The organism is Desulfobacter curvatus DSM 3379 (assembly GCF_000373985.1).
GTDB classification, from domain to species: Bacteria; Desulfobacterota; Desulfobacteria; order Desulfobacterales; family Desulfobacteraceae; genus Desulfobacter; species Desulfobacter curvatus.
In genome coordinates, this window is record NZ_KB892924.1 from 84,925 (window position 1) to 92,814 (window position 7,890).

At 47.3% G+C, this 7,890-nt stretch carries 7 protein-coding genes and 1 pseudogene; all 8 read left to right on the forward strand.

Going from position 1 to position 7,890, the window contains the following annotated elements; all coding sequences use genetic code 11:
- Positions 1-45: 45 nt before the first annotated feature.
- Positions 46-963 (forward strand): S66 peptidase family protein, encoded by a 918-nt coding sequence (locus B147_RS0103805; RefSeq protein ID WP_020585920.1) that lies wholly within the window; start codon positions 46-48, stop codon positions 961-963.
- Positions 960-2,078 (forward strand): serine hydrolase domain-containing protein, encoded by a 1,119-nt coding sequence (locus B147_RS0103810; RefSeq protein WP_020585921.1) that lies wholly within the window; start codon positions 960-962, stop codon positions 2,076-2,078. Before B147_RS0103805 ends, B147_RS0103810 begins: the two co-directional genes overlap by 4 nt.
- Before the next feature lie 114 nt (positions 2,079-2,192).
- Complete coding sequence (locus B147_RS0103815; protein WP_020585922.1) at positions 2,193-3,239, forward strand: rod shape-determining protein; 1,047 nt, start codon at positions 2,193-2,195, stop codon at positions 3,237-3,239.
- A 5-nt stretch (positions 3,240-3,244) separates the two neighbouring features.
- A complete protein-coding gene (gene mreC, locus B147_RS0103820) occupies positions 3,245-4,057 on the forward strand; it encodes a rod shape-determining protein MreC (protein WP_157237759.1) in 813 nt (270 codons plus the stop codon).
- Positions 4,058-4,075: 18 nt separating this feature from the next.
- Complete coding sequence (locus B147_RS0103825) at positions 4,076-4,609, forward strand: hypothetical protein (protein WP_020585924.1); 534 nt, start codon at positions 4,076-4,078, stop codon at positions 4,607-4,609.
- Position 4,610: 1 nt separating this feature from the next.
- The gene (gene mrdA, locus B147_RS27310; RefSeq protein ID WP_020585925.1) at positions 4,611-6,476 is read left to right on the forward strand and encodes a penicillin-binding protein 2; all 1,866 of its coding nucleotides are present in this window, start codon (positions 4,611-4,613) and stop codon (positions 6,474-6,476) included.
- On the forward strand, positions 6,466-7,590 hold the full coding sequence (gene rodA, locus B147_RS0103835) for a rod shape-determining protein RodA (protein ID WP_020585926.1): 1,125 nt from the start codon (positions 6,466-6,468) through the stop codon (positions 7,588-7,590). The genes mrdA and rodA overlap by 11 nt, the downstream gene beginning before the upstream one ends.
- 94 nt (positions 7,591-7,684) lie before the next feature.
- Positions 7,685-7,890, forward strand: a pseudogene (locus tag B147_RS0103840) (hypothetical protein); the annotation flags it as partial.

Sequence of the window (7,890 nt, forward strand, 5' to 3'; positions counted from 1 at the left end):
TGTAGGTCTATGGGTAAAAAATAGTCTTTCCGGATTTTAAAAGAAATGAATCAGTTGATAAAAGCAAAAGTGGATCCCGTTTTTTACAGTTTAAAACCCAAAGATATCATTGGTGTGGCCGCACCATCGGCCAGGTTTGATGCGCAGGCCTTTCAGGAAGGGGTCCTGTGTCTTGAATCCATGGGGTTTGAAGTACACATTCCCAACGGCATAACAGGACGGTACAGATATCTTGCCGGTACGGACCGGCAACGGGCAGATGTGCTTAATTCGTTGTTTGCCGACCCTGGGATCAAAGGAATTATTGCGGCAAGGGGCGGATTCGGCGCCATGCGCCTTTTGCCCTTGCTGGACTGGGATTCCATGGCCAGAAATCCGAAATTGTTTATAGGATTTTCCGATCCCACCGCTTTGATCAGCACCCTGGTGTGCAAAGCCGGAATCTGTGCCCTGCATGGTCCTAACCTGGTTTCCCTTGGCCGGGCTGATAAAAAAACATTGGATAGTTTCGCAAAAACCGTGACAGGCTGTTTTAGTCGTATTGATCTGCCTTCTGACCAGGTACTTGCGGGTGGACGTGCTTCAGGCCGGCTTGTGGGCGGGAATCTGGCTACCCTGGTTCATATGATCGGGACAGTGTATCAGCCCGATTTTACCGGCAGCATCCTCTTTATAGAAGATGTGGGTGAACCGGCATACAAGATTGACAGGATGCTGACCCAGATGAAAATGGCCGGTGTGCTGAAAGGTGTAAATGGCGTCGTGACCGGGTCTTTTGAAAACTGCGATGATGAGACTTATATCCCCCAGATTATTCAAGAGGTTTTTTTTGACGCAAACATTCCCATCTGCATGGGAATTGACGTTGGGCACGGAGCGGTTAATCTTTCCCTTCCCATGGGGGGGAACGTTATTTTGGATGCAGACCTTGCCTGCCTTGAATGGGATCTCGTCGTAAAATGAAACCCCGTGCGTTTCAATATATTGATGGTGCTATGGCCGATGCTGTGGCTGACGGTGTGTTTCCGGGTGCTGTATTACTATGGGCGAGCAGAAATGAAGTGTTTTACCATAAGGCCTTTGGCGTAACTGATATAAGATCCGGGGCGCCTGTGACATTGAATACTGTTTTTGACCTGGCATCCCTGACCAAACCCCTGGCCACAACTCTGGCTGTGGCAGATCTGATCTCATCGGGGCTGTTATCCCAAACAACTTATTTACGGGATGCTCTGCCGGCGGCCTGTGGAACGGGCAAAGCCAAAATTACCATTGACATGCTGCTTCGCCACAGGTCCGGTATGCCTGCCCACCGCCCTTATTTTAAATCGCTTCCCACCCCTGTCCCCGGTATAGCCGCAGGAAAGCGCCTCCGGCAGTTGGTGCTGGAGGAACCCCTGGAATATGAGCCCGGTTCCAAGGAAATATACAGTGATCTGGGGTTTATTCTCTTGGCCTGGGTGGTGGAATATATGTCCGGTATGCGGCTGGACACATTTGTTACTGACCGAATCTTTGTGCCTTTAAAGATTTACGATTTGTTTTTCAATCCGCTTTGTTTTGATTTGATAAAGTCTGCGAAGGATAAAACGCCTTTTGTTTTTGCCGCTACCTCCCATTGCCCCTGGCGCGAAAAAATGATACTTGGAGAGGTGGAAGATGAGAATGCATGGGCTGCAGGCGGCATTGAAGGGCATGCAGGTTTGTTTGGCACTGCTGCCGGGGTCCACCGCCTGTGCAGGCAGATCCTTCAGGCCCTTGAAAATAAAGAAACCAAAGTAATCAATTCTTCTGTCATTCGAGGTTTTGCAGATAACCATAACGGGATGATGCGTCCGGCAGGCTTTGATTCTCCAAGTGAAGAGAATGCATCATCGGGTCGTTTTTTTTCTAAACGGTCTATCGGCCACCTGGGCTTCACCGGAACATCTTTCTGGATAGATCCTGACAACGGTCTGATTGCGGTACTTTTGACCAATCGGGTACATCCGAGCCGGGAAAATATTAAAATAAGGAAATTCAGACCCAGGATACATGACTTGATTGCATCTACTTATAGGGAGAATATACAGGTGTGAAACGCTTTTTATTCTTGTAAAAAAAACCTAAGTTTGTTAGCAACTATTTTTTAGCAGTATTTTTTCATCATCTATTGATAAACTCAACTCCCAATTTTGTATGAAAGAGGACAAATGAACTTTGTAACTGATACTTTGCTTGGAGCCTTTTCCAATGATCTGGCCATTGATCTTGGCACGGCAAATACGCTGGTTTATGTTAAGGGGAAAGGAATTGTATTAAGCGAACCTTCCGTGGTGGCGGTTAGAACCGACAAACGAGCCAGAAACAAAGTGCTGGCGGTGGGGCTGGAAGCAAAGCGCATGCTGGGAAGAACACCGGGAAATATTGTGGCCATCCGACCCATGCGCGACGGGGTTATTGCTGATTTCGCAGTGACCGAAGCCATGCTCAAGCATTTTATCCGTAAAGTTCATAACAATAGAAAAACCCTGGTGCGCCCAAGGATTATTATTGCCGTGCCTTCCGGGATTACCCAGGTGGAAAAACGGGCCGTTAGAGAGAGCGCTGAATCCGCCGGTGCCAGGGAGGTTTTTCTGATAGAAGAACCCATGGCTGCAGCAATCGGTGCAGGACTTCCCATTACGGAACCCACCTGTAACATGGTTGTGGACATTGGGGGGGGGACCACTGAGGTGGCGGTCATCTCCCTGGCCGGGATCGTGTATACCCGTTCTTTAAGAGTGGCCGGGGACAAGATGGATTCCTCCATCAGCCAGCACATCAAGCGTAAATATAATCTGCTCATCGGCGAAAGAACCGCAGAAATTATCAAAACAACCATCGGCAACGCCTATCCTGATCCGGAGCACCTTGAGACCATTGAAGTCAAGGGCAGGGATTTGGTCTCCGGAATTCCTAAGATTCTGGCCATTGATTCCGAGGAGGTCCGGGTGGCTATTTCTGAGCAGATTGAAGCGATTGTTGAAACCGTTCGCATTGCCCTGGAACAAACCCCGCCGGAACTGGCCGCCGATATTGTGGACTCCGGCATTGTGTTAACCGGTGGTGGTGCCTTGTTGAAAAATCTGGACAAGCTGCTCAGAGAAAAATGCGGTCTTCCCATTGTTGTGGCTGAGGATCCATTATCCACTGTAGCTCTGGGATGCGGCAAATCCCTTGACAGTATCGAAATCCTTAAAGAAGTGGTCATCAGCTAGCAGTAATGTTTTCCAGGCGGATCATGATGCTTGTCGGCGTGTTTTTTTTTATTGCGGTGGCGCTTACCGTCATCACCATGTCTAGCCGGGAGACCCTGCCGGCCGGTGGTGTTGAAAGGCTGGCCATAACGCTTACATCTCCTTTTCAGTTTGTGACCTCCCGCATCATCGGTTTTACTGAATCGGTATGGCAGACCTATTTTTCCTGTGTGCTCGCCGTCGAAGAGAACCAGACGTTGAGAAGTCAGTTGTCAAATGCCCGGCACACCGCGAACAGGTGCAAAGAGCTTGAACTTGAAAACGCCCGTTTAAAGAAATTTGTCAATTTCCAAAGTTCAGTGCCTGCAGCCTATGTGGCAGCCCAGGTGATTGCCCGGGATCCCTCTCCATGGTTTAAAACCATCATGATTGATAAAGGTGAAAAAGACGGGGTAGTAAAAGGACTTCCGGTGCTGGTGTCGGAAGGTATTGTCGGGCAAATCATTAAGGTGTCCGGCCGTTTTTCCCGGGTGCTGCTGATTACAGACCGTAATTCCGCTGTTGACGCCCTTATCCAGGAGACCCGGGTTCGCGGCATGGTCAAGGGGAATAATCAGGACACCTGTTCATTTGTATATACCTTGAGAAAGGATCATGTGCAATTGGGCCAGGTCATTGTCTCCTCGGGACTGGACCAGGTATTCCCAAAAGGATTGAGAATTGGAACGGTACTTGATGTGAAAAAAAATCACTCCCAGTTGTTCCAGGATATCATTATAAAAACAGCTGTAGATTTTGACAGGCTTGAAGAAGTGCTGGTGTATAAAAATGCCGATTGACAGGCGGATGCGGCCGGTATGATGAACTTCATCTTTTTTTTCTTTCTTACCCTGATTTTGGTTGTCATTCAAACTGTTATTATCCCAAATTTTTCCTGGTTCCCCCACAGTTTTGATTTAATGATTATCAATATATTGTATCTAAGCCTTTTTTCCCCACGCTACTGGGTACCTTTATGTCTTGTGATCATCGGCAGCATCATGGACAGTCTGTCAGGCGCGCCGTTTTTCCTTCACACCACCGCCTATCTGTGTATTTACCTGATCGTTTTTTTTCTGCGTCGACTGGTTTTTCAACGCAGCGTTATTTTTGTTTTTATCGTAGGTCTTGCATCTGCCTGTATTTATCAGGGACTGGTGATGTTCAGTGTTTTTCTGCTCCAGGGCCGGAAGGCAATTGAGGCCACGGATTACCGCCTTGGCATTGGTCAACTCTTTTGGGCTGCTGTCGGTATCCCCATCGGCATTTGGATTCTAAGAACCGCGCACCGGAATTATTCACATGCTGTAAGACGGTCCTGCCGACACATGGCGCGTAAATATAGGGAGTAATGTGGGGGCAATTAATAAAAATTCAGATAGGGATTGGATCAAGCATCGATATATAGGGGCCGGTCTGTGCATTGTTTTTATTTTCGGCATTCTTTTTTTAAGACTTGTTTATCTTCAGATGATTCGCGGCGAAGAGTATCGACGGCTGTCGATGACCAATTGTGTTCGACTAAAAAGCATAAAATCTTCCAGAGGACTGATTTATGATCGCAATCACAATCTTCTTGTGGACAACCGGCCGGCCTTTGACTTAACCATTGTATTGGAAGATGCCAAGCCCCTGAAGGGCACCCTTGAGCGTCTGGCCGAACTGACCGGTGATTCCTATGAAGATCTCATGGCAACTATAAAAAAAGCCGGTAGAGCAGCCTTTTATAAACCTCTTATCCTTAAACGGGACATAACAAGGGATCTGCTTGCGGTTATAGAGGCTCATCAATTTGATCTGCCGGGTATTCACATTGATATTGAACCCACCAGAAATTATATCCATAAAAAAACCGCGGCCCATCTTATAGGCTATCTTGGTGAAATCAATAAGGATGAACTGGCTTCCGGTAAATTTCCCAATGTTCGATCCGGGGACTCCATTGGACGGTATGGGGTTGAAAAAAGCTTTGAAGCGGATTTACAGGGCAAACGCGGAGGGCACCAGGTTGAAGTGGACGTAAACGGCCGGGTGATAAAAATACTTAAGACTGTGGAGCCGGTTTCCGGTAAGGATCTGGTCCTGACCATGGATCTGGCACTTCAACAAAAGGCGGAAAATTTGCTTGGGGAAAATGACGGGGCAGTTGTGGCACTTGACCCTTCAAACGGAGATGTTCTGGTTATGGCATCATCCCCCAGTTTTGATCAGAACGATTTTATTGGTGGTATCTCCAGTAAAAAATGGCAGGTATTAAGGGATGATCCTGGCAGACCCATGAACAACAAGGCTATTCAGGCGGAATATCCCCCGGCGTCTACATATAAGACGATCACGGCCCTGGCTGGGCTTGAGGAGAAGGTTATTGACCGAAATTCAACTTTTTTTTGCCCCGGCTTTTATAAGTTTGGCAACCGGCGCTACCATTGCTGGAATAAATATGGACATGGCAACTTAAATGTTGTGGATGCAATTGCCCAGTCCTGCGATGTTTTTTTTTATCAGACCGGCGAAAAACTTGGGGTCGATGCCCTGGCAAGGTATGCACACGGCTCTGGCCTTGGACGGTTGACTGGTATTCGTCTGGCTCATGAGCGCCCTGGTTTGATCCCCACGTCTGAATGGAAGAGAAAGCGGTTTAAGGAACCATGGCAGGCAGGGGAAACCCTGTCCATCAGTATCGGCCAGGGGTTTAATCTGGTCACACCCTTGCAGATGGCCGTATTCATTTCTGCGGTTGGGAATAATGGCACCCTTTATCGCCCAAGACTTGTCAAATCCGTTCAAGATGCAAAAGGGCAGGTGATCAGGGAAATTGAACCTGAGATTACCGGTGGGTTGCCGGCCTCTAAAAAAAATTTGGCCATTGTGCGACAAGGACTTTTAGAAGTTGTTCATGGCAACCGCGGCACTGCCCGGCGTATCCGTCTTCCCGGCATTCAAATTGCGGGGAAAACAGGTACGGCACAGGTATTTTCCCGCAAAGCCGGGGAAAAATTTAATAATGAAAAATTGAGGCGCACCCTCCAGGATCATGCCTGGTTTGTCTGCTATGCGCCTGCACAGGACCCTAAAATAGCCATAGCCGTTATCATTGAACATGGGGAGCATGGCTCCAGTGCGGCTGCTCCTGTTGCAAAAGAGTTGATCCATGCCTATCTCGGGGACCCTGAAGTTCCAACTGCCGTGGTTAAGGACGACCAGGCACATGCGGAGTAAAAAAATGTTTGACCGCCGTCTCGTATCAAATTTTGACTGGGGATTTCTTTTACTTATTTTTTTTATTTGTATTCTGGGGCTTACCATTCTTTATTCGGCGGTGACAGCCGGATACGCCGGAACAGCCCTGCATCCCCTTTTTAAAAGACAAGTTGTCTGGCTTTGTGTGGGTTTTGCCATCATGATGGGTTGCCTTGTCATAGATTTTAAAGAGTTTGCCAAACTGCATCTCCTCATATATGCAGCATGTGTAGGCCTTCTGATTGCTACCTGGCTTGTGGGTCATACCGGCGGCGGCTCCCAGCGTTGGCTGGTATTAGGTCCTGTTCGGATACAGACCTCGGAGTTAATGAAAATTTCTTTGATTATCAGCTTGGCTTCGGTGTACGCAGACAGTATTGGTCCTGAAGGCTTAGGTTTCAGAGATCTGATCAAGCCGGCAATTTTATGTATTATCCCCTTTGGCCTCATAGTTATCCAGCCCGATTTGGGTACAGGGCTTTTACTTTTGCTCATTGCAGGCTGCCTTACTTTATTTGTAAAAGTTGAAAAAAAAGTTTTGTTCATTCTGGGAGGGGCTGGAATCTGCCTGGTACCCCTGGTCTGGTTTTTCGGCCTCAAGGATTATCAGAAAGACAGAATTCTGACCTTTTTGAATCCTGAGCGAGACCCCCTTGGTGCAGGGTATCACATCATCCAGTCCAAGATTGCCATAGGTTCGGGCATGCTCGCCGGCAAAGGGTTTCTCCATGGAACACAGAATAGTTTAAACTTTTTGCCTGAACAGCATACGGATTTTATTCTTTCCGTACTCGCCGAAGAGTGGGGACTTATGGGGTGTACCGTGCTGCTGACTCTCTACTTTCTGTTGTTGTTCTGGGGTTTGAACATTTCTTATAATTGCCGAAATATGTTTGGTTCCCTTTTGGCCATGGGCGTTACCATTATGATTTTTTGGCAAATTTTTATTAATGTCGGTATGGTTATGGGGTTGATGCCTGTGGTCGGGGTGCCTTTGCCATTGGTTTCCTATGGAGGGTCTTCGGTCGTGACCAACATGGTCGGTTTTGGTATTTTGCTGAACATCAGCATGCGAAAATTTAATACTACCTGAATTCGGGCCTATTTTTTTGGCTATGTTCCCTTTAAATGTTGAAACTCAATAAATGATTTCTATCTTTTGGATATACTCCAAGAAGGAGGAAATCATGAAAAATAAAGACTTTTCACAATTATTGCTTAAAATCACCGAAATGGATCATCGTCAACGAAGTAGCTTGCTGAATGCCCTTACATATCTCTCCGATGATAGTCAGGTTGTCGAATGTATTGAATCACATTTTGACGCAGACGGCAAATGTCCCTTCTGTAATTTTGCCCATTATTATAGACATGGATCTGCCAGCGGATTGCA